Annotated in this window: 20 protein-coding genes; 11 read left to right on the top strand and 9 right to left on the bottom strand. The window is 72.1% G+C overall.

Annotation, left to right across the window (positions count from 1 at the left end; translation table 11 throughout):
* Positions 1 to 11: 11 nt before the first annotated feature.
* The 4 genes from ACIQ7M_RS23825 to ACIQ7M_RS23810 form a co-directional block, all read right to left on the bottom strand.
* Complete coding sequence (locus ACIQ7M_RS23825; protein WP_403647600.1) at positions 12 to 1,877, bottom strand: sensor histidine kinase; 1,866 nt, start codon at positions 1,875 to 1,877, stop codon at positions 12 to 14.
* Positions 1,874 to 2,572 carry a response regulator transcription factor gene (locus tag ACIQ7M_RS23820; protein WP_403647597.1) on the bottom strand — a complete coding sequence of 233 codons (699 nt, stop codon included), beginning with the start codon at positions 2,570 to 2,572 and terminating at the stop codon, positions 1,874 to 1,876. Before ACIQ7M_RS23820 ends, ACIQ7M_RS23825 begins: the two co-directional genes overlap by 4 nt.
* Before the next feature lie 143 nt (positions 2,573 to 2,715).
* Positions 2,716 to 3,474 carry a L,D-transpeptidase family protein gene (locus ACIQ7M_RS23815; RefSeq protein ID WP_403647594.1) on the bottom strand — a complete coding sequence of 253 codons (759 nt, stop codon included), beginning with the start codon at positions 3,472 to 3,474 and terminating at the stop codon, positions 2,716 to 2,718.
* 166 nt (positions 3,475 to 3,640) lie between these two features.
* Positions 3,641 to 4,282, bottom strand: coding sequence for a DUF6629 family protein (locus ACIQ7M_RS23810; RefSeq protein WP_403647591.1), 642 nt, complete (start codon positions 4,280 to 4,282; stop codon positions 3,641 to 3,643).
* A 228-nt stretch (positions 4,283 to 4,510) separates the two neighbouring features.
* Between ACIQ7M_RS23810 and ACIQ7M_RS23805 the strand changes: the two genes are divergently transcribed.
* The 9 genes from ACIQ7M_RS23805 to ACIQ7M_RS23765 all read left to right on the top strand — a co-directional run bounded on the left by ACIQ7M_RS23805 (position 4,511) and on the right by ACIQ7M_RS23765 (position 13,413).
* Positions 4,511 to 4,726 (top strand): DUF4177 domain-containing protein, encoded by a 216-nt coding sequence (locus tag ACIQ7M_RS23805; protein WP_103547584.1) that lies wholly within the window; start codon positions 4,511 to 4,513, stop codon positions 4,724 to 4,726.
* A 196-nt stretch (positions 4,727 to 4,922) separates the two neighbouring features.
* Positions 4,923 to 5,726 carry a VOC family protein gene (locus ACIQ7M_RS23800; protein ID WP_403647587.1) on the top strand — a complete coding sequence of 268 codons (804 nt, stop codon included), beginning with the start codon at positions 4,923 to 4,925 and terminating at the stop codon, positions 5,724 to 5,726.
* A 161-nt stretch (positions 5,727 to 5,887) separates the two neighbouring features.
* Positions 5,888 to 6,340, top strand: coding sequence for a cyclic nucleotide-binding domain-containing protein (locus tag ACIQ7M_RS23795; protein ID WP_403647583.1), 453 nt, complete (start codon positions 5,888 to 5,890; stop codon positions 6,338 to 6,340).
* A gap of 178 nt (positions 6,341 to 6,518) precedes the next feature.
* The gene (locus tag ACIQ7M_RS23790; protein WP_403647580.1) at positions 6,519 to 7,364 is read left to right on the top strand and encodes an N-formylglutamate amidohydrolase; all 846 of its coding nucleotides are present in this window, start codon (positions 6,519 to 6,521) and stop codon (positions 7,362 to 7,364) included.
* Positions 7,365 to 7,626: 262 nt separating this feature from the next.
* Positions 7,627 to 8,451 (top strand): amidohydrolase family protein, encoded by an 825-nt coding sequence (locus ACIQ7M_RS23785; RefSeq protein ID WP_386985320.1) that lies wholly within the window; start codon positions 7,627 to 7,629, stop codon positions 8,449 to 8,451.
* 48 nt (positions 8,452 to 8,499) lie between these two features.
* Positions 8,500 to 9,843 carry a DUF4032 domain-containing protein gene (locus ACIQ7M_RS23780; RefSeq protein ID WP_403647577.1) on the top strand — a complete coding sequence of 448 codons (1,344 nt, stop codon included), beginning with the start codon at positions 8,500 to 8,502 and terminating at the stop codon, positions 9,841 to 9,843.
* A gap of 95 nt (positions 9,844 to 9,938) precedes the next feature.
* Positions 9,939 to 11,615, top strand: a complete 1,677-nt coding sequence (locus tag ACIQ7M_RS23775; protein WP_403647574.1) for an FAD-dependent oxidoreductase — start codon at positions 9,939 to 9,941, stop codon at positions 11,613 to 11,615.
* On the top strand, positions 11,612 to 13,066 hold the full coding sequence (locus ACIQ7M_RS23770; RefSeq protein ID WP_403647571.1) for an ATP-binding protein: 1,455 nt from the start codon (positions 11,612 to 11,614) through the stop codon (positions 13,064 to 13,066). Before ACIQ7M_RS23775 ends, ACIQ7M_RS23770 begins: the two co-directional genes overlap by 4 nt.
* A complete protein-coding gene (locus ACIQ7M_RS23765) occupies positions 13,063 to 13,413 on the top strand; it encodes a UBP-type zinc finger domain-containing protein (RefSeq protein WP_403647568.1) in 351 nt (116 codons plus the stop codon). Before ACIQ7M_RS23770 ends, ACIQ7M_RS23765 begins: the two co-directional genes overlap by 4 nt.
* Positions 13,414 to 13,459: 46 nt before the next feature.
* Here the strand turns inward: ACIQ7M_RS23765 and ACIQ7M_RS23760 are convergent, their stop codons facing one another.
* The gene (locus tag ACIQ7M_RS23760) at positions 13,460 to 13,951 is read right to left on the bottom strand and encodes a VOC family protein (protein ID WP_403647565.1); all 492 of its coding nucleotides are present in this window, start codon (positions 13,949 to 13,951) and stop codon (positions 13,460 to 13,462) included.
* Between the two features lie 147 nt (positions 13,952 to 14,098).
* On the opposite strand from ACIQ7M_RS23760, the gene ACIQ7M_RS23755 reads away from it, so the two are divergent.
* The gene (locus ACIQ7M_RS23755; RefSeq protein WP_037617573.1) at positions 14,099 to 14,314 is read left to right on the top strand and encodes a hypothetical protein; all 216 of its coding nucleotides are present in this window, start codon (positions 14,099 to 14,101) and stop codon (positions 14,312 to 14,314) included.
* On the opposite strand, the gene ACIQ7M_RS23750 is transcribed toward ACIQ7M_RS23755, so the two are convergent.
* Both ACIQ7M_RS23750 and ACIQ7M_RS23745 read right to left on the bottom strand, forming a co-directional pair.
* Positions 14,299 to 14,775, bottom strand: coding sequence for a hypothetical protein (locus ACIQ7M_RS23750; RefSeq protein ID WP_386985308.1), 477 nt, complete (start codon positions 14,773 to 14,775; stop codon positions 14,299 to 14,301). The two genes, ACIQ7M_RS23755 and ACIQ7M_RS23750, sit on opposite strands and share 16 nt — an antisense overlap.
* A gap of 110 nt (positions 14,776 to 14,885) precedes the next feature.
* Entirely contained in the window at positions 14,886 to 16,379 is a 1,494-nt protein-coding gene (locus tag ACIQ7M_RS23745) for a serine hydrolase domain-containing protein (RefSeq protein ID WP_403647561.1), read from the bottom strand.
* A gap of 398 nt (positions 16,380 to 16,777) precedes the next feature.
* Here ACIQ7M_RS23745 and ACIQ7M_RS23740 point away from each other — a divergent pair, with 398 nt between their 5' ends.
* A complete protein-coding gene (locus tag ACIQ7M_RS23740; RefSeq protein WP_403647558.1) occupies positions 16,778 to 18,430 on the top strand; it encodes a serine/threonine protein kinase in 1,653 nt (550 codons plus the stop codon).
* A 23-nt stretch (positions 18,431 to 18,453) separates the two neighbouring features.
* Here the strand turns inward: ACIQ7M_RS23740 and tgmB are convergent, their stop codons facing one another.
* Together tgmB and tgmA are read right to left on the bottom strand one after the other, a co-directional pair.
* Positions 18,454 to 19,407 (bottom strand): ATP-grasp ribosomal peptide maturase, encoded by a 954-nt coding sequence (gene tgmB / locus ACIQ7M_RS23735; RefSeq protein ID WP_403647555.1) that lies wholly within the window; start codon positions 19,405 to 19,407, stop codon positions 18,454 to 18,456.
* A 14-nt stretch (positions 19,408 to 19,421) separates the two neighbouring features.
* Positions 19,422 to 19,613 (bottom strand): putative ATP-grasp-modified RiPP, encoded by a 192-nt coding sequence (tgmA, locus tag ACIQ7M_RS23730; protein ID WP_037617579.1) that lies wholly within the window; start codon positions 19,611 to 19,613, stop codon positions 19,422 to 19,424.
* Positions 19,614 to 19,623 lie beyond the last annotated feature (10 nt).

The following is a 19,623-nucleotide window of genomic DNA, read 5'->3' as shown; positions in this document are numbered from 1 at the left end:
CTCCTGCGTGCTCAGCCGGAGCCGGTGACCGGGGCCGGGTGCGGGATGTGGTGCGGGATGTGGTGCGAGGTGCGGGGCAGCCGCAGGGTGAAGACCGAACCCGTGCCGACCTCGCTGGTGACGGAGACGGTCCCGGCGTGGGCGGCGACGAGTTGGCGCACGATGGCGAGGCCCAGGCCGCTGCCGCCGGTGCGCCGGCTGCGGGACTTCTCCGCCCGCCAGAACCGGTCGAAGACGTCGGCCAGATCTCCGGGAGCGATGCCGCCGCCGGTGTCGGCCACCGCGAACACGACCTCGTCCTCCTCGCGGCGCGCGGAGAGGGTGACGGTGCCGCCGGCCGGGGTGTGGCGGGTCGCGTTGGACACCAGATTGCCGAGCGCCTGACGCATCCGTACGGGGTCCGCGTCCAGCCAGGGCGTGCCGGCCACCTCGGTCACCAGCCGCACGCCGACCGCATCCGCGCCGACGCGGTGTGCCGCGGCGACCTGTTCGAGGAGTTCGTCGGCGCGCACCTCCTCATGGTGCAGCAGCAGCGTACCCGCGTCGGCGGCCGCGAGGTCCTGGAGGTCGTCGATGACACGCTGCAGGACAACGGCCTCCTCGTGCAGGGAGGCGAGGAGTTCCGGGTCGGGGTCGACGATGCCGTCGCGGGCCACCTCCAGCCAGCCCCGGATGTTGGTGAGCGGTGTGCGCAGTTCGTGCGCGATGTCGCTGACCATCGCCTTGCGCTGGGCCTCCATCCGCTCGCGGCGCTCGGTCAGTTCGTTGAAGGCGAGCGCCAGGACGCCGGTCTCGTCCCGGGTGGTGACGGGCACGCGTACGTGCCGCTCCGGCGGTTGCCGCGCGGCCTGGGTCAGCGCGCGCAGGGGGCGTACGAGCCGGGTGGCGACCAGCGCGGTCACGGCGACCGTGAGGGCGAGGACCAGTCCGGCGACCCCGAACACCTTGGCCTTGTTGGCGGCCGACATGTCGAAGCGGGGCACGGGCGTGTCCCCCGTGCCGAGGAAGAGTTCGGCGACCGGGGCGACGTAGGGATCGAGTTGACCGCGCCGGGCCTCGGCGACGCAGGCGTTCGCCGTGCGGGCGAGTGGTCCGTCCTGGTCGACCGGTCGCTTCCCCGTCAGGTAGGGGACGGCGGTGGCGCCGCTCACGGCCTCCAGCGGCAGCGCCACGGAGTGGTCGAGGTGCACCTGGTGCCGGTCCAGACAGGTGCGGGTGAGTGCCGACAGCGCGTCCAGGGCCTTCTGTTCGGTCGGGGTGGGGGTGTTGAGCAGGCCGTCGGCGCATTCGGTCGGCACGTACCCGGGGTCGATCGTCCCGTCCACGCCCTTCAACACGGTCCGGCCGCTGGGCATCCGCTCCGCGCGGGTGCGAACGCCGTTGCGGGAGAAGCAGAGTTGGCGCACGGTGGCGAGCTTGGCGACCCTCAGACGCTCGTTCGTGGTCAGCCGGTACGGGCCCACGGCACGCGGGTCGATTCCGGTGAGCTGCGCCCCGGGTTCCGTGGAGGTGTCGGTGCGCAGCGGATCCACGGTGGCGGCGGCCCGGGGCGGCAGGGAGGTCCCGCGGGACGCGGAGTCCGCGAAGGGGGTGCGGTCGCCCGCGGTCAGGGCGATGCGCCGGCCGGTCCGCAGCGAGATCGCGCGCAGTGTCCCGTCGACTCCGGACCAGTCGGCGTGGGTGGCCGCGTATCCGCTGAGCTGCCGCAGGATGTCCATGTCCTCGGCGAGCACCTGGCCCTGCTCCTCCTGGATGGCCCGGGTGGTGGTCTGCACCGCGAGCCAGGCGGTCGCGGCCACGGAGCACAGGGCGATGAGCACGGACGTGATCAGGAGCTTCACGAGCAGGCTCCTGCGCAGCGGTACGGCGCGGCTCACGGCCGGTCGCCCCTGAGCTTGTACCCGACGCCGAAGACGGTCACCAGACGCGTCGGTCTGCGCGGGTCCGCCTCGATCTTCCTGCGCAGGTTCATGATGTGCACGTCGATGGCCCGCTCGGTCGAGGCCCGGTCGATGCCCCGGGTGTGGTGCAGCAACTGCCGCCGGGAGAAGACCCGTTCGGGCTCGCCGGCCATCGCGAGCAGGATCGCGTACTCGCCGGGGGTGCAGTCCACCGGCGACCCGTCGCACAGGACCGTGTGCCGCAGCGGGTCCACCACGATCCCCGCCGCCCTGACGACCGGGTCGGGCCGCCGTTCACCCGCGGCCCCTCCGCCGCGCCGCAGTACCGTACGGATTCGGGCCATGAGCTCGCGCGGGCTGTACGGCTTGGTCATGTAGTCGTCCGCGCCGAGTTCCAGGCCGAGCAGGACGTCGTCCTCGGTGGAGCGGGCGGTCAGCATCAGGATGGGGATGTCGTCGTGCTGCCGCAGCACCCGGCACACCCCGAAGCCGTCGACCACCGGGAGCATCAGGTCCAGGACGACGAGGTCGGGCCGGTGCCGCCGGACCTCGTCGAGCGCCGCCGCGCCGTCGTGGACCACGGTTGCCGTATGCCCCTCGCTCAGCAGCGAACGGCGTATCAGCTCCGCCTGCTTCTCGTCGTCCTCCGCCACCAGCACATATGCGCACACGCGGCCGATCGTAGGGGCTGCCGGGCGCCCCGCGGCCGGTGAGAGGGTCTTCCCACACCCTGACACCTTCCTGACAACCCCCCGGCACACTGCGGGCGGGGCCGGGGGGACCACTCGGCAGCCCGCGAACCCTCGGCGTGCGTTCAGCGGGCCAGGGAGGCGGCGTCTCCCATGACCACCACCGGGTGCAGGGCCGGGTCCAGTGCGCGCATCAGCTCCACCAGGTCCTTCTCGCGCAGGCCGACGCATCCGTGGGTGGGGCCGCCGTGGTCGACGTGCAGCCAGATGCCGCCGCCGCGGCCGGCCCCCATCGGCCGGGTCCAGTCCAGGGGGGTGGTGCCGGGCCTGCGGTTGTAGTCGACGGCGACCACGTAGTCGAAGGAGCCCGCCAACGGCTCGCCGTCGAAGCCGGTGCCGGGCGAGGTGAAGGCGCCCGAGCGGTCGTACGGGAGCCGGGTGCCGGGGTCGGGCCGCAGCCCGCCCGCGTCCGTCAGGGTGAAGACGCCTATCGGGGAACGCAGGTCGCCGGAGCGGTGGTGGTCGGTCCAGCCCTTGAGGGCGTTGCGCGCGGGCCGGCTCGGGCCCGCCGTCCAGCCCGCCTCCGTGCGCTCGTACAGCACGACGGTGGACCGCGAGGAGTCCCTGCCGCTGCCGGTCACCACGACGGCCTGACGGGTCCTCGACGGGATCGCGGCCAGGGTCCTCGGGCCGATTCCCGGCAGTCGCCCGGGGGCCGCCGTGCGTGAGGCGGTCGGTGCGGGCGCCCGTGTCGCCCCGACGTCACGCGCCGGAGCGCCGCCGGCTCCGGCGCCGGCCTTCTCGGCCGTGCCGCCGCCGCAGCCGGCTAGCAGGAAGGACACGGCGACGATCGCCGCGCGAACACGGTGTGCGGAGTTGATCATGCCTCGACCCTGGCCGACACATATGAGGAACTCGTCAGGTCATCCACGGTTCGCCGCGTACCCGGGATGCGCCGGATCACCGGTGCGGCGCCCGGCCGGGATGATCTCGGATCACCGATGCCGCGTCGGATCACCGGATCACCCCGGTTCCGTGTCACGCGTCACCTCAGGCCTGACGCACCCGCTCCTGCGGGGCGACGGCCTCCCTTGAGTTCACCCAGCCCAGCAGCGTCACCGAGACGACCGCGGCGCACGCGCACCACGTGGAGACGAACTCCAGCTCCCACAGGGACCAGCAGATCACCGCGCCCGCTCCGGTCAGGAAGCCGAGCAGCACCAGCCCGCGGTCGCCGGAGATCAGCAGCGCTCCGACGGTGGCGAGGAGGTAGCCCGCGATGACCAGTTCAGGTTGGGGCAGATCGATCACGTACCCCATGGTGTGGCCGCGGATCTCGGCCCTGACGGGACGGACGGTCATGGCCTGCGCGAGGGCGGCCGCGGTCGCGACGCCGGCCGCCAGCGGGAGCAGCAGCCGGCGCCGGGCATGACTCGGCGCCGCGCACAGCACGCCCGCCGGCACCCACACGGCCAGCAGCGGAAGGGCGATCACGGCCCAGGCCACGGTGGCCGGCCCCGTACCCCCACCGGTGTCCCAGACGCGGGCCTCGACGATCTGGTGGGCGCCGAGCAGCAACGGCAGCGCGGCCAACGGGAGATCCGTCCGGCGCCGCGCCCGGAGCACACAGACCGCCCCGACCGCGGCGACCCCGGCACCGGCCGCCAGGTCGGCCGTCGCACTCCAGCACATCGCGCCCCCTGAATCCGCCGTCACGGCTTCCGTAGACCCGCGTCCACGCTACGACGCCTCGGCCGCGCTCCTCCCTCCGGCCGGCCGTCAGGACCCCTCCCCGGCGCGGCACTTCCTGAAGTTTCAACAAAGGTGTCCCTACGGTCCGGTTCGCCCCTGTGCCACGGCCGCGAAGAGTGATTGGGTGGGGCGGCCATGCCAACCGACACGCAGGAGAGCTCCGCAACCATGAGCACCCCCTACACCTTCGAATACAAGGTCGTCACGTTCCGTGAATCGCTGATCGGCGACGCGCTGGACAGTGACAAGCTGGAAAAGGTCCTGAACAAGCATGCCGAGGACGGGTGGGCGCTCAAGGCGATCACGGCCGCGGACGTCAAGGGCCGCATAGGCCCCGGCGCCGTGGAGGGCCTGCTCCTCACCCTGGAGCGACCGCGCGTCTGACGATCGCGTGGTGCGCGCCGCGCCGAAGCGGGAGATGCTGTTGGTGATGGGACAGCGGATCCGCAGGTGTCGCTGACGCCGTCGGGGGCCTTCCGGTACGGAGGGCCTCTCACGGCTGAACTCACGCCCGGGAGCCCCATGAGGGCCCCGCACCCCGCGAGACCGCTGTCCGCCGATCGCGTCAGGACGGGCGGCGATGAAGAGCGACGGAACTCTCGACACCGGTGTCGTCACCAGCAAGGCGGTCTTCGGCGCGCCGTGCTGGGTCAGTCTCACCACCCGTGACCTGCGGGCCGCCCAGAGCTTCTACACCGCGGTTCTGGGCTGGAGGTGGGCGTCGGGCACCCGGATGGGTGAGCAGTACCGCATCGCCAGTGTCGGTGGAGTTCCGGTCGCGGGGGTCGCGGAGGTCGACTTCGTGGCGAAGACGGCGGTCGCCTGGACCGCGCTCTTCGCCGTCGCCTCCGCCGACGAGACCGTCGCGCGCAGCCAGGAGCGCGGCGGCACGACCGCGGTGGGCCCCATTTCGCTCCCCCCGGGCCGGGCCGCGCTGCTGGCCGACCGGGACGGGGCGGTGTTCGGGATCTGGGAGGGCGACCTGGTGTCCGGCTGGGAACGCTGGCGCAACGCGGCCCCCTCGTTCATCCGTCTGCACACCCGCGACGCCTTCGACGCCGCCATCTTCTACGGCGAGGTGCTGGGCTGGGCCTCCTCCGTCCCGGGTTGCTGCGAGGTCGACTACGAGGAGAACGAGGTCGTCCTGCGCAGCTTCGGAGACGTGGTGGCCCGGATCCACTCCGGCGCCCTGGGCGCGGCCCCGGACCCGAGCCTGCGGCCGCACTGGCAGATCCACTTCGCGGTCGACGACGTGGAGGCCTGCGTCCGCGCGGCACGCGCCCACGGCGGCGCCGCGCACCAGCAGGGCATCGGCTCGGTCGAGGCCCTCATCATCGACCCCGACGGGGCTCGCTTCTCGGTGACGTCCCGGACCGCCGGATGACGCGCCGGACCACACACGCACGACCGTCCCACGGCGAACCCGCCCGTCATCCGACGCGCCGGATTACGCCGTTCGGGCTCCAATGGAGATGACGGGATACCACCGGTACGACAGGCGCCGCCGGCCTCGCGGTCCAGGCGGCGACCCGATGGAGGTCCGCGATGCCCACTGCTCTCCGGCTCCTGCACGCGCTCTCCCCCGAACACCGCGATCGGCTGATGAGCGTGGCCCGCGAGGTGTCCTTCCCCGCGGACGGGCCGATCTTCGAGGAGGGAGGCACCGCCGACCGCTTCTGGGTGGTGCGCTCGGGAACGGTCTCGCTGTACCAGCGGGTCGTCGCCGACCGCCGGATCACCGTCGCCCAGCTCGGGCCCGGCGACCTGCTCGGCTGGTCGTGGCTGTTCCGTCCGCACACCTGGGACTTCGGTGCCGAGGCCTTCAGCCCGGTGCGCGCCTACGAGTTCGACGCCACCGAGGTTCGGACGCTGTGCGACCAGGATCCCTCGCTGGAGCTTTCGCTGACACGGACGATCGGCGCGATCCTGGCCCACCGTCTCGAGACGACCCGGGCGGCGCTCATCGAGCACTACGCGCGCCGCGGGGGCAGTGGCTGAGTGCGGGGGCAGCGTGGCCGCGGGTACCCGGCGTGGTGGCGCGCACGCGACGTGATGACGAGGGCACGTCGTGAGGCGCGTACGCGGCGTCCCTGAGTGCGCCCGGCGTGGTCGCGCGCACGTGGCGAGGTCATGGGGTCCTGCCCATTGTCGGACCCGGCTGCGACAGTGATCTCTTATGAACGACATCCTCGCTTCCCCGGACGGCCCGGACTCCTTCGCGCTCCTGCCGGGAGCGGTCCACTCGCCCGTGATCCTGCACGTGCCGCACTCCTCCAGGGAGATCCCCGCGCCGGTCCGCGAGGGCATCCTCCTCGACGATCCGGCACTGGAGAGCGAGTTGGACCACATCACCGACGCGCACACCGCCGAACTGGCCTCGGCCGCGGCCGAGGCGGCCGGGCTGACACCGTGGCGGTTCGTCAACCGACTGTCCCGGCTGGTCGTCGATCCCGAGCGTTTCCCGGACGAGCGCGAGGAGATGCTCGCGGTCGGGATGGGCGCGGTCTACACACGGACGACGCACCGGGCGCGGCTGCGCCCCGCGGACACCGATCCCCGGCCGTTGATCGAGCGCTACTTCCACTCCTACGCGCAGGCGATGACGGCGGCGGTGAGCGACAGGCTGGCCGCCACCGGGCGGGCCGTGGTCATCGACGTCCACTCGTATCCGACGGCCCGGCTGCCCTACGAACTGCACGGGGACGGGCCGCGGCCGCCGGTCTGCCTGGGGACCGACTCCTTCCACACGCCGCCGGAACTGGTCGCGCTCGCGGAGAAGGCGTTCGCGGGGCTCGGCGGGGTGGGGATCGACAGCCCGTTCTCGGGCGCGTACGTCCCTTTGCGGTACTACGAACGGGAGCCGGGGGTCACGGCGCTGATGGTGGAGATCCGGCGGGACACATACATGAAGGAGCCGGGGGGTCCGGTGGGTCCCGGGTTCGCGCGCCTGGCCGCGGCCCTGACCGCGCTCGTGGACGCGGTGGACGAGTGGACCCGGAGCACCGACACCCTGGGCGGGTAGCGCGGAGCCTCGCACCCCGGCGGGGTGACCAGGAAGCGCGAGGCCGGCCGGTGGCCACGGCGAACCTGGCCGGCCAGGTGGTGAGGGGGCGGCGGATCGCGCAGGTGCCACGGCGAACCGGACCGGCCAGGTGGGGTGAGGGAGCGGCTGACCGCGCGGGGAGCGGCGGAGCGCCGGGCGAGCGGGTGGCCAGGGAGCACGGGGCCCCCTAGGGTCGGGGTGAGCAAGCGCTCAGACACCGCCTCAGGGAGGGCACAGGACCATGCCGGTCGTCGACGCGTGGATGCAGCACCCCACTCTCCGCCACTCCAACCACGAGATGTTCGAGTCCCTGCGCCGCTGGACCGGCATGGGGACGCTGGAGGAGGAGCTGCCGGTCGAGGTCACCCTGGCCGCGCTGGCGAAGGCCGGGGTGGACACCGGCCTGGCCTCGGCCTGGTACGGACCTCAGGGCGCCCTGATCACCAACGACGAGGTCGCCGGATTCGTGGCCCGCTCGGACGGACGGCTCCGCGGGGTGGCGGGCGCCGACCTCACCCGGCCGGTGGCCGCGGTGCGCGAACTCCGGCGGGCCGTCGGGGAACTGGGCTTCGTGGCCCTGCGGATCATTCCGTGGCTGTGGCAACTGCCGCCCACCGACCGGCTCTACTACCCGCTGTACACCGCCTGCGCCGAACTCGGCGTCCCGTTCTGCACCCAGGTCGGGCACACCGGACCGCTGCGCCCCTCCGAGACCGGCCGCCCCATCCCGTACATCGACCAGGTCGCGCTCGACTTCCCCGAACTGACCATCGTCTGCGGGCACATCGGTTATCCGTGGACCACGGAGATGATCGCGGTCGCCGACAAGCACGCCAACGTGTACATCGACACCAGCGCCTACACCAGCCGCCGCTATCCCCCGGAGCTGGTCGCGTATCTGCGCGGCCGGGGGCGGCGGAAGGTCCTGTTCGGCTCCAACTACCCCATGATCGAGCCGAGTCGGGCCCTGGAGCACCTCGACGAGCTGGGCCTGGACGAGGAGACCACCTCGCTGTTCCTGTCGGGCAACGCCCGGCGCGTCTTCCGTCTGGGCGATCATTCGTAGATGCTGGGCCCCGACCAGTGTTCGACCCCGAGGTGAGGGCAGCCCGGCATGGCTCTGCAGTTCAGCGCGACCAACCCGGAGCATCCCGCGCTCCTGCTCGAACTGCCGTGGCACCTGCCCCTGGAGGAGTGGCCCGAGCACCATCTGGTGCCGCTGCCGCGCGGCATCTCCCGGCACGTCGTGCGCTACGCCCGCGCCGGTGACGAGGTGGTTGCCGTCAAAGAACTCGCCGAACGGCCCGCGGTGCGCGAGTACGGACTGCTGCTGGGCCTGGACCGGCTCGGGATACCGGCGGTCGACCCGCTCGCCGTGGTCACCGGCCGCGCGGACGCGGCCGGCGATCCCCTGGAGTCGGTGCTGATCACCCGGCACCTGGGCGGCTCGCTGCCGTACCGGTCGATGTTCGAGACGACCATGCGGCCCGCCACCATGCACCGGCTGATGGACGCGCTGGCCGTGCTGCTGGTGCGGCTGCACCTGGCCGGCTTCGCCTGGGGCGACTGCTCGCTGTCCAACACGCTGTTCCGGCGCGACGCGGGAGCCTACGCCGCCTATCTGGTGGACGCCGAGACCGGTGAACTGCACCCGCGGCTCAGCACCGGCCAGCGCGAGTACGACCTCGATCTCGCCCGGGTGAACATCAGTGGCGAACTCCTCGACCTGGAGGCAGCGGGCGCCCTGCATCCCTCGGTGGACCCGATCGAGTTCGGCCGGGAGATCTGCGCCCGCTACCGAAGCCTGTGGGAGGAACTGACCCGCACCTCCGTCTACCCGGCGGGCAAGTACCACTACATCGACCGCCGCATCCGCCGGCTCAACGACCTCGGTTTCGACGTCGCCGAGATGCACATCGCGAGCTCGTCCAACGGCGACACCGTCACGTTCGTGCCCAAGGTCGTCGACGCGGGCCACCACCAGCGCCAGTTGCTGCGGCTGACCGGACTCGACACCGAGGAGAACCAGGCCCGCAGGCTCCTGAACGACCTGGAGAGCTGGATGGCCACCCAGGACGACTACGCGCCGGGCTCCTCCGCACCCGGATCCCCGGCCCTGGGCGGCTCCACCACGGGCACCCCGCCCGGTCAGCGCGCGGAACGCCCGCCCGCGGCCCGGCCCGAGGTGCTCGCCCACCGCTGGGTGCGGGACGTGTTCCGGCCGACGGTCCGGGCGGTGCCCCCGGAACTGCGGGGCTCCATGGACCCGGCCGAGCTGTACCACGAGCTGCTCGAACACCGCTGGTTCCTGTCCGAGCGCGCCCAGCACGACATCGGCCTGGACGCGGCCGTGAAGGACTACGTCACGAACATCCTCCCGAAGGCCCGCGACCCCCTGCCGGCCCCCATCGACGCGGCGGAGCCGACGGGCGGGTGGCCGGTTCCCGAGCAAAGGTGACCGATCGTACATACGATTGGCTCTGTACCGGCCCCGCGGCCCCCCGGGCATCCGCTCGGCCGGAACGCAACTGACCTGCTCGGGGTGGGAGAGGTATGACCCAGGCCGCCAGTCCGGCGCGGACCGTCATTCTGACCGTCGACGACGACCCCGGAGTCTCGCGAGCCGTCGCCCGTGACCTCCGGCGCCGCTACGGCGAGGGCCACCGGATCGTGCGCGCCGAATCGGGCGACGCCGCGCTGGAGGCCCTGCGGGAGCTGAAGCTGCGTGGTGACCAGGTGGCGGTCATCCTCGCCGACTACCGCATGCCGCAGATGAACGGCATCGAGTTCCTGGAACAGGCCCTCGACGTGTACCCGGGCGCCCGCCGGGTGCTGCTGACCGCGTACGCGGACACGAACGCGGCCATCGACGCGATCAACGTGATCGACCTGGACCACTATCTGCTCAAGCCCTGGGATCCGCCGGAGGAGAAGCTCTATCCGGTCGTGGACGACCTGCTGGACGCGTGGCGGGCCAGCGACTACCGGCCCGTGGGCGCCTGCAAGGTGGTCGGGCACCGCTGGTCGGCCCGCTCCTCGGGCGTGCGGGAGTTCCTGGCCCGCAACCAGGTGCCCTACCGCTGGTACTCCTCCGACACCCCGGAGGGACAGCGCCTGCTGAGCGCCGCCGGGCAGGACGGCGACCGGCTGCCGCTGGTGGTCACCCCGGACGGCACACCGCTCGTCGAGCCCGAGGACCCCGAGATCGCGGCGCACGTCGGGCTCGCCACGACACCGGCATCGGAGTTCTACGACCTCGTCGTCATCGGCGGCGGACCGGCCGGGCTCGGGGCGGCCGTGTACGGCGCGTCCGAGGGGCTGCGCACCGTGCTCGTGGAGCGGTCCGCGACCGGCGGACAGGCGGGTCAGAGTTCACGGATCGAGAACTACCTCGGCTTCCCCGACGGAGTCTCCGGGGGACAGCTCACCGACCGGGCGCGGCGGCAGGCGGCCAAGTTCGGCGCCGAGATCCTCACCGCGCGTGAGGTGACCGGGCTGGAGGTCACCGGGGCCTCGCGCACGATCCACTTCTCCGACGGCTCCGCGATCTCCGCGCACGCGGTGATCCTCGCGACCGGAGTCTCCTACCGGCAGCTCCAGGCCCCGGGTGTCGCCGAGCTGACGGGCTGCGGCGTCTTCTACGGCTCGGCGCTGACCGAGGCCGCCGCCTGCCAGGGCCACGACGTGTACATCGTGGGCGGCGCGAACTCGGCGGGCCAGGCGGCGATGTACCTGGCCCGGGGCGCGAAGTCCGTGACCATCCTGGTGCGCGGCTCCTCGCTGACCGCCTCGATGTCGCACTACCTGATCGAGCAGATCTCGGACGCGCCGAACATCTCGGTGCGCACCGGAACGGTCGTGGACTCCGCGCACGGCGACGGCCATCTGGAACAGCTCACCCTGCGCGATGTGGAGAGCGGTCACACCGAACTCGTCGACGCGCAGTGGACGTTCGTGTTCATCGGCGCGGCCCCGCTCACCGACTGGCTGGAGGGCACGGTCCTGCGCGACGCCCGCGGCTTCATCGTGGCGGGCCCCGACATGACGCCCGACGGACAGCCGCCGCGCGGCTGGGAGCTGGACCGGCCCCCGTACCACCTGGAAACCAATGTGCCCGGCGTGTTCGTGGCCGGGGACGCGCGCGCCGAGTCGGCGAAGCGGGTCGCGTCCGCGGTCGGAGAGGGAGCCATGGCCGTCATGCTCGTCCACCGTTATCTGGAGCAGTCGTGAGCGCGCGGCCGGTGCCGTGCGACGCGGCGGAACTGGGCACGCTGTTCCTGTTCGAGAAGCTCGACGTCGACCAGTTGGACCGGCTGTGCCGGGAGGGCAGTACGGAGCAGTTCGACCCCGGGCCGGTCTACACCGAGGGTGATCCGGCCACCTGCTTCTACGTGCTCCTGGAGGGCACGGTCGTGATGTCGCGCCGGGTCGGCGCGGACGACGTGGAGATCAGCCGCACGTCGAAGCGCGGGGTGTACGCGGGGGCCATGCAGGCCTATCTCAGCGACCCGGGTGACGCGCAGTACAAGGGTTCCATGCGGGTCACCGAGACGTCCCGGTTCTTCGTGCTGCCCGCGGCGACGTTCGCCGCCATCCTGCGGGACTGGTTCCCGATGGCCGTCCATCTGCTGGAGGGCATGTTCTTCGGCAGCCAGAACGCCCAGCGCACCGTCGGGCAGCGTGAGCGGCTGCTGGCCCTCGGCTCGCTGTCGGCCGGGCTCACGCACGAGCTCAACAACCCGGCCGCGGCGGCCGTACGGGCCACCTCGGCGCTGCGTGACCGGGTGGCCCACATGCGGCAGAAGCTGGGGATGATCGCCTCGGGGCCGTACGCGCGCGACGCTCTGGAGACGCTGGTCGAGATCCAGGAGCGGACCGCCGAACAGGTCGCCAAGGCCACCCCGCTGACCCCGCTGGAGGCCTCCGACCGGGAGGACGCGCTCGCCGACTGGCTCGACGACCACGACATCGCGGGCGGCTGGCAGCTCGCCCCGACCTTCGTGCAGGCGGGTCTCGACACCGACTGGCTGGACCAGGTCGCGGCCGCCGTGGACGGGCCGACGCTCGAAGGCGCCGTCCGGTGGCTCAACTACACGGTCGAGACCGAGCTGCTGATGAACGAGATCGAGGACTCCACCACCCGCATCTCGCATCTCGTGGACGCGGCCAAGCAGTACTCGCAGATGGACCGCGCGCCCTACCAGGTCTCCGACGTGCACGATCTGCTCGACAGCACCCTGATGATGCTCGCCGGCAAGATGGGCTCCGGCATCAAGATCGTCAAGGAGTACGACCGGACGCTGCCCCGGATCCCCGCCTATCCGGGTGAGCTGAACCAGGTGTGGACGAACCTCATCGACAACGCCGCCTCCGCGATGGTCGGCGAGGGGACGCTGACGGTGCACACCGCTCCCGACGGCGACCATGTGCTCGTCGAGTTCCGTGACACGGGCCCCGGAGTGCCCGAGGAGATCCGTGACCGGATCTTCGACCCGTTCTTCACCACCAAACCGGTGGGCGAGGGCACCGGGCTCGGTCTGGACATCTCCTGGCGGATCGTCGTCAACAAGCACCACGGCAGTCTGATGGTGCAGTCCGTGCCGGGTGACACGCGCTTCCAGGTACGCCTGCCCCTGACCGTCGCGGAAACCGCCGCGGAAACCACGGAGGAGCGGTCATGACCACGCCGAACGGAATCGACACGTCCGTACCGCCGAGCGGCACCGGCTGCACCGAGTGCGACGCCGCCGGCGGATGGTGGCTCCATCTGCGGCGCTGCGCCCAGTGCGGGCATGTCGGCTGCTGCGACGACTCCCCGGCCAAGCACGCCACCGCGCACGCGCACGGCACCGGGCATCCCGTCATCCAGAGCTTCGAGCCGGGCGAGAACTGGTTCTGGGACTACGACACCTCGGAGCTCTACGAGGCCGGTCCCGAGCTCTCTCCCCCGGTGAGCCACCCGCTCGACCAGCCCGTGCCCGGCCCCGCCGACCGGGTTCCCGCCAACTGGGCCCAGTTGCTGAGCTGAGGCCCCGCGGCCGGAACCCCGGGGGCTCCGGCCGCCGGCCGCCGTCTCAGAGGACCTTGTTGCCGTACATCTCGCCGAGCGGATCGGCGAGCAGTTCGATCCGGGCGCCGTCGGGGTCGCGGAAGTAGATCGAGGCACCGCTCTCCTCCATGTACTCGACCTCGGCCGCGTCGAGCCGGTCGCGCAGGTCACGCCAGGTGGCGGGGTCGACGGAGATGGCGAGGTGGTGCAGTCCGCCGAGGACCTCCGCGTAGGGGCCGAGGTCGAGGCCGGGGAAGTCGAAGAAGGCGAGCAGGTTGCCGTTGCCGAGGTCGAAGAAGAAGTGGGTCGAGCGCTTGTAGTCCCGGTTCTCGATCATCTCGGTGAGGGGGAAGCCGAGGACGCCCTGGTAGAACCGTACGGTCCGCTCCACGTCCGCGGAGAGCAGCGCCACATGGTGCACACCGCGGGCCGTGCTCCGCGGCCTCTCCGCCATCAGATGGGCGTCCTTGATCCGCTGACGCTCCGCTTCGATCGCTGGCAGGTCCATGGCGCCCATAGAAAGCTCCTCACCCGGGGAACGGGAAACGCACTCCGTACTGAATACAACCACTTTCACGCCGTCCGGCGAGCGGCGTCGGCCCGCGTCCGTCCGCGGTCCGTCCGCCGGGATGCGCGGCGCGGCGCCAAGGGCGATCCTGGATATATGTCCGGACGGGCTCCTCTGGTTGTGCATCCGGCCCTGGATACCAGTGGCCGTGAGGTGACCGCGCGCGGTGAGAACCTCGGCGTGGCGTTCTCGGACGAGGATCTGCTGGAGTTCCTCGGCCGGGCGGGACTGCCGGACGCGGAGGACCTGCTGGACGATCCGGCCTGGGTGAAGTGGCGCGGAGGACAGGCGCACTTCTACGGAACCGGCTGATCGGCCGGCGGTGCCAGGACGGCGAGTGTGCCGTTGGCCTGGCGCAGCGCCAGTTCCAGGGGGAGCGCGGGGTGCAGCGCGCCCGTCCCGTCCGGCGGCACGATCCATTCGAGCGGTCCCGCCGAACGGTACGGCGGCGGTACGGCGACCCAGGAACCCCTGCCGAGATGGCGGAGCCCCGAACCCTCCCACCGGCTCGCGGGGTCGGGCGGCAGGAAGAAGCCCACGCGCTGAGCGGCGCAGTCGAGCAGTGTGGGCCCCGGCAGCCGGACCGGGTCGCACCACAGGATGTCGAGGGCGAGCAGGCCGAGCTGCTCGGGCACGCTCAGCACGTCCCAGTAGCGCCCGGCCTCCAGGAGCACACCGCCGCTCCCCTGGTCCCAGTCGCGCTTGCACGCCCTCGGGTCCGTGGCGGCCGCGGCCAGCCACTCCACGCTCCGCGTCCACATCAGATTCGTCATGCATCACCCCGGAGTCGGTTCTCTCCGCCCGGCAGGCACGCGGGCGGCGCGGGTCGGAAGGCCCGCGTCCGCCCGTCAGGACCTCGGCATATGCATCGTGGTGGATATCTCTACGTGGCGGAAGGGGTGGCGAGGTGTGGCGTTTTCCGGGGACCAGTTGACGCCGCTCGCGACGGTGCTCGCAGGGAGTGCAGGGAGGGGGCGTGCAGCGGGGTCGTGTGCCAGCGGGCGGTGAAGGTCCGGTCGGGGAGGACGCACTCCACGGTCAGCCGGTGCGGGGTCTCCAGGAAGAGCACGTCGACGCGCAGGGTGCCGGGACCGGTCCAGCCGCCGCTCACCGCCAGGGGCGTCCGGCCGGGATCGACGGTCCAGCCGGTTCCTTCGAGGCGCAGTTCGAGTCGCCGGTCCCCCTCGGCCAGGGTGACGCCGGTTCCCTTGTCGCTCTCGGCGACGAGCACGCCCGTCAGCGTCCGCTGGGCCGCGCAGACGCCTCCGGCGGGCACGAACTCCGTCCGCGACCAGGTGCCCAGGGGTTCCGTGGGCTCGGCGGCGGCCTCGACCGGTGGCAGGGCGAGGCGGGCGAGCCGTCGGCTCAGCGCCTCGTCGCGCTCGCTCGCGTCCCGCTGTGGTGCCGCCCCGAACGCGGGCAGGAGATGGCGCCACATCAGGTCCAGCAGTTCCTGCATCCGGTCGGTCGCCGCGGTCGTCGCGATCACGGCGTCGTGTTCGGGCAGCACGACGCAGAACTGTCCGAACGCCCCGTCGCCGCGGTATCCGTGGCGTCCCCGCCAGAACTGGAATCCGTAGCCCTGCTGCCAGTCCGACCGGGCGCCCCCGGGACTGCCGTCCGCGTTCGCGACGTGCGCGCGGGTCGCCTCCGCGATCCAGGAGGCCGGCAGGAGCCGCCGGCCCTCCCAGACGCCGTCGTCCAGATAGAGCTGCCCGAGTCGGGCGATCGCGTCGGTCGTGGCGTGCAGTCCGCTGAAGCCGATCTCCCGGCCGGCGCGGTTCCGCGTCCAGTCGGTCTCCCCGATGCCCAGCGGGTCGAACAGGCGGGGCCGCAGGTACTCGGTCAGCGACAGGCCGGTCACGCGCTGGAGGATCGAGGCGAGCGCGTAGGTGGCCGACTGGTTGTACGCGAAGACGGTGCCGGGGTCGCGGTCCGGCGGGATCAGCAGGAATCCGCGGACCGCCTCCGTCCGGTCGGTCCGCATCGCGTCGGCCCAGGTCTCGGTGAGATGACCGCTGGCCATGGCCGCGACATGCCGGACGAGCATGGCGCGACTGCGTGGATCGGTGATGTCGGCCTCGAACTCGGGGAAGTACGAGATCACCGGCCGGTCGAGGTCCAGCAGTCCCTCGGCCACGGCGAATCCGGCGGCCGTCGAGGTGAAGCTCTTGCTGAGCGAGTAGAGGAGCTGGAGGCGCTCCGGCGTGTACGGCGCCCACCAGCCGGAGGCGACGAGGTGCCCGTGGCGCAGGATCATCAGGCTGTGCGGTTCGATGTCCGGGTCGGCCTCGACGGCGTCGAGGAACGCGGTGATGCCCGAGGCGTCGACTCCCTGCTCGGCGGGCGGGCTCTGGGGCAGCGGTCGGGCACTCATACGGACGGCCTCCGGGTGGCTCGGGCGAAGCGACGGACGACGGGCGACGAACTGGGCACGGCGGACGGACAGCGTTGTGTGCATCTGGCATCTTTCCCGGACGGCTCCCCGCTGTCCACGTCCCACCGGCTCCCGCGCCCTTCCTGTTCCAGCCACGTGGCAACTGCCTTAAATGAAAAGCGAGTTGGCGCTGACGGCACTTTCGGGCGGCTACCGCGACGAGGAGGCCTGGCGGTGAACCGCCCGCGAACGGGGGCCTGAACTGTTCGTACGGACGAGCGACGACGACGCGCCCGGGTAAAAACACTCATCTCCAGTCGTCTCCCGTTGAACACTCTTCGTCACCTCCCGCGTACTTCTGGGAAAGGCGACTGTCCGGTACACGACGAGGGATGACGATGGCCAAGGCGCAAGACTCCTCGGGCGAGTTGATCGCCGGGAGATACCGGCTGCTCGACGTCTTCCTGCGCGAGGAGGGCCGGGCCCTGTGGCACGGCGAGGACACCGCCTTCGGACGGCCCGTCGTCCTGACCTGGTCGCGTGCCGCCGGACACCGGGGCGAGAAGCCGCCGGAGCCCGCCGCCGACCGGATCCTGCGCACGGCCGAGATCCTCGGCCCGGCCTGTCACGGAGGAGTGGCCGCGGTCCTCGAGGTGGTCGAGGAGCCCGGCTTCGTGTGGACCGTCACGGAGCGGCCGCCGGGTGCCCCGCTGTCCGAGCTCCTCCTGCACGGTCCCGTCGACCCCGTGCGGGCGGCCGGTATCGGGCTCGGCGTCCTCGACGTCCTCACCGCCGCGCACCACGAGGGAGTCACGCACGGCGAACTCGGCCCGAGCCAGGTGTGGTCCGACGAGCACGGCAGGGTCACCGTGACCGGCTTCGGTCTGACGGCGTCCCCCGACGCGACGCGCGTCACCGCTCCCTCGTACGCCTCTCCCGAGCAGGCCCGCGGCGAGGGCGGCGCGCCCCCGGCCGATCTCTGGGCGCTCGGCGCGATGATGTACGCGCTGGTCGAGGGGCGGCCGGTCGTACGGGACCGGGGCGAGGCGGAGGCCACGCTCCGGGCGGTGGAGCGACTGCCGGTCAGGGCCCCGCGCGACGCGGGCCCGCTCTCGCCCGCCATCCTGGGCCTGTTGCGCTGGGACCCCGTCGAGCGGGTGCCCGAGGCCGTCGTGCGGGAGTCGCTGACACGCATCCTCCGGCAGAACTTCGAGGACATCACACCGCCCGAGCCGCTGCCCGATCTCCTCGATCCCGCCGGGGACCACCAGGGCCGGGCCGCGGAGGACGAGGGTTCGGGGCGACCGGCGCGCACCCGGGGAGGCCTGTCCCTGAGCCGGCCGGTGCTGCTGGGCGCGGCCGTCGCCGTCACGGTCGCCGGCGCCCTGGCGTTCGCCGCGATGCGCGGTGGGTCGGACGGGGACGACACCGCCGTGTCCGGCGCGGCACCCTCACGGGCCGCGGCCGGTGCGCCGTCCGCCGCCCCGAGCTCCGGGGGCGCGCCCGCCTCGCGGACGCCCACGGCGTCCGCGAAGCCGTCCCCCTCCCCCACTCCCTCCGCCTCGGCCACCACCGGTGCGACGCTGCCGGCCGGGTTCTCCCTCTACCGGGCGCCCCAGGGCTTCTCCGTGGCCCTGCCGAAGGGCTGGAAGCCCGTCGAGACCCAGTCCTCCGACGACCAGGCCTACCGGGTGACGTTCGGGGCGAGTGGCGACCCGCGCACCCTGGCCGTCACGTACAGCACCCAGCTCGGACCGGACCCGGTCGCCGTCTGGAGCGCCCTGGAGCCGAACCTGCGGGCCGTGTCCACCGACTACGAACGCGTGGGCGCCATCCGGCCGGTGACCTATCACGGCATGAAGGGCGCCGACATGGAGTGGTACTCCGTGGTCGGGGGTGTGCGGGTGCGCACCCTCGGCCGCGGTTTCCTCATCGGCGACCACCGGGGCTTCTCGCTGCGCTGGACGACCCCGGCCGACGACTGGGACAGCGCCGCCGAGCGGCAGGCGCTGAAGGCCGTCCTCGACTCCTTCCGGACGGGCACGGAGTGACCGGCCGTCACCGATGACCCATGTCAGTGTCCTTCCGGGATGCGGAGGCCGGGCCTTCGCTGCGCCAGCCACACGGCGACCTCGTCGGCGATGGGCTGTCCGGTCTCCAGTTCGATGAAGCCGAACTGGCCGCCCTGGTTGCACTCCAGGAACCACCAGATGCCGTCCGCGTCCTCGGCGAAGTCGAAGGCCGCGTAGGCGAGTCCGGTGAAGGCGAGGTAGTCGTGGACCGAACGGGCGATGCGGTGGGGCACGGGTATGGGTTCCCAGCCGTTCTCCGTCTCGCCGAACCGGCCGTCGACCTGACCGGGCTCGGCGGTCTTCCGGGCGGCGAAGAGCCGGGTACCGATGCCGGTGAGCCGGATGTCGGCGCGTTTGGGAATGTAGCGCTGGAGAAGGGCGGGTCCGGCCGCGACTCCGGAGAAGTCCGTGCCGGGTCCGACCAGCGTGGTGGGCAGGGCCGCCGGAGGCTGGCCCGGCGGCGGCCCCGAGGCCGATTTCACCACCACGTCCCCGTGTTCCTGGACGAACTGCTCGGCCACCCGGGGAGCGGTCGTGATGACCGTGGGCGGCACGGCGAACTTGCTGCTGTGCGCCACCCGTAGCTGCCAGGGCTTGTGCCGGGCCTGCTCGGCGCGGCGCGGGTGGTTCATCCAGCGGGTCGAGGCGGAGTAGAGCATGCCGAACAGGGCCTGCCTGGTCTCGGCGGTGAGCCATGCGGAGGGTTCGGCGGCATGGGCCGCCGGCTCTCCGGGTCTGCGCACCCACACGGAGCGCAGACCTCCCATGCTGAGCACATGGCCGTTGACCGACAGATAGCCGTCGAAGTCACCGTGGGCGTAGTCGGCGGACAGCACCGCCCTGCCGGGCAGGTCGGCGGGATCGAGGCGCACCATGGGCACGCCCCGCTCATGCAGTTTGGCCACCACCATGTCGGCGGTGACGTCCTGTTCGGCCGTGAGTATGAGAACCGTCATGCGCGCGGCATCCGTCAGTCGTCGAAGTGCGTCTGAGAACCGGCCGTCGAGGTCGTGGTGCCGGTAGCCATCAGCAACGCGCGATCACTGACGGCCGGTCTGCCGTCGGGCAGCACGTTCAGTTGCAGGGACACGTCGAAGTGGTACGGGGGTATTGCGGCCGACTGCCCTGAGGGCCGGGCGTAGTTGAGAGTGAACGGTCGCACGAAAGATCCT

The organism is Streptomyces sp. NPDC096324 (assembly GCF_044763015.1).
Classification (GTDB): Bacteria; Actinomycetota; Actinomycetes; order Streptomycetales; family Streptomycetaceae; genus Streptomyces.
This window is presented reverse-complemented; position numbering and strand designations above follow the sequence as displayed.